The sequence below is a fragment of the Variovorax sp. WDL1 genome, assembly GCF_001541225.1.
Taxonomy (GTDB): domain Bacteria; phylum Pseudomonadota; class Gammaproteobacteria; order Burkholderiales; family Burkholderiaceae_C; genus Variovorax.
Genome location: NZ_LMTS01000247.1, coordinates 1 through 708 on the forward strand (window position 1 = coordinate 1; position 708 = coordinate 708).

Below are 708 nucleotides of genomic sequence, written 5' to 3' on the forward strand. Positions count from 1 at the left end.
TACGTGTACGAACCTGAGCACGAGCACGAGCACGAGCACGAGCACGAGCAGGAGCGAGGCGACGGCGACGGCGACGGCGAGGGCGAGGGCGAGGGCGAGGGGCGTGTACGCGTAGTTGTAGGTGCAAGTGTGAGTGTGAGTGTGTGCCAAGCAAGCGTGAGCGAGGACAAGAGCTCACGCCCATCTGCACTCCACACAAGGACGCGCCATGGCGCGTTGAATTCCAAGTCCCCTCTGCGCGTGCCGAAAAGCGAGCACCGCAGGTTGCCCGTAGCGAAGCGCAGGGACGCGCGCAGTGGGGTCGCCTTTTCTTTGGTTACTTTCTTTTGGCGAGACAAAAGAAAGTGACTCGGCTGCCGGGACGACGCCCCGGCTCCAGCCTCAAACCAAGCGCAACGCCAAAACAAGCGAACGAGTGCTCCCACCCCAGCCCTCCCCCGAATGGGAGATAGCTCACCCGGCGCGCCCCCGGCGAAGCCAATACTCGACCGCCTCGAACACCCCTTCGCTCAGCAACGCCAGCACAGCAGCCGGCACCGCCCCCGCCACCAGCAACTCGCGGTCGTTCAAAGCCAGCCCCGTCACGATCCGCTCCCCGAACCCTCCCGCGCCGATGAACGCCGCAATGGTCGCCGTCCCGATCGCAATCGCCGTCGCCGTGCGCACGCCGGCCAGCAGCGTCGGCAGCGCCAGTGGCAGCAGCACCAG

Annotated in this window: 1 protein-coding gene; it reads right to left on the bottom strand. The window is 66.1% G+C overall.

The window, feature by feature from the left end; all coding sequences use genetic code 11:
* Positions 1–453: 453 nt before the first annotated feature.
* The coding region (locus APY03_RS44825) for an ABC transporter permease subunit (protein WP_232324478.1) at positions 454–708 on the bottom strand (255 nt) is incomplete at its 5' end.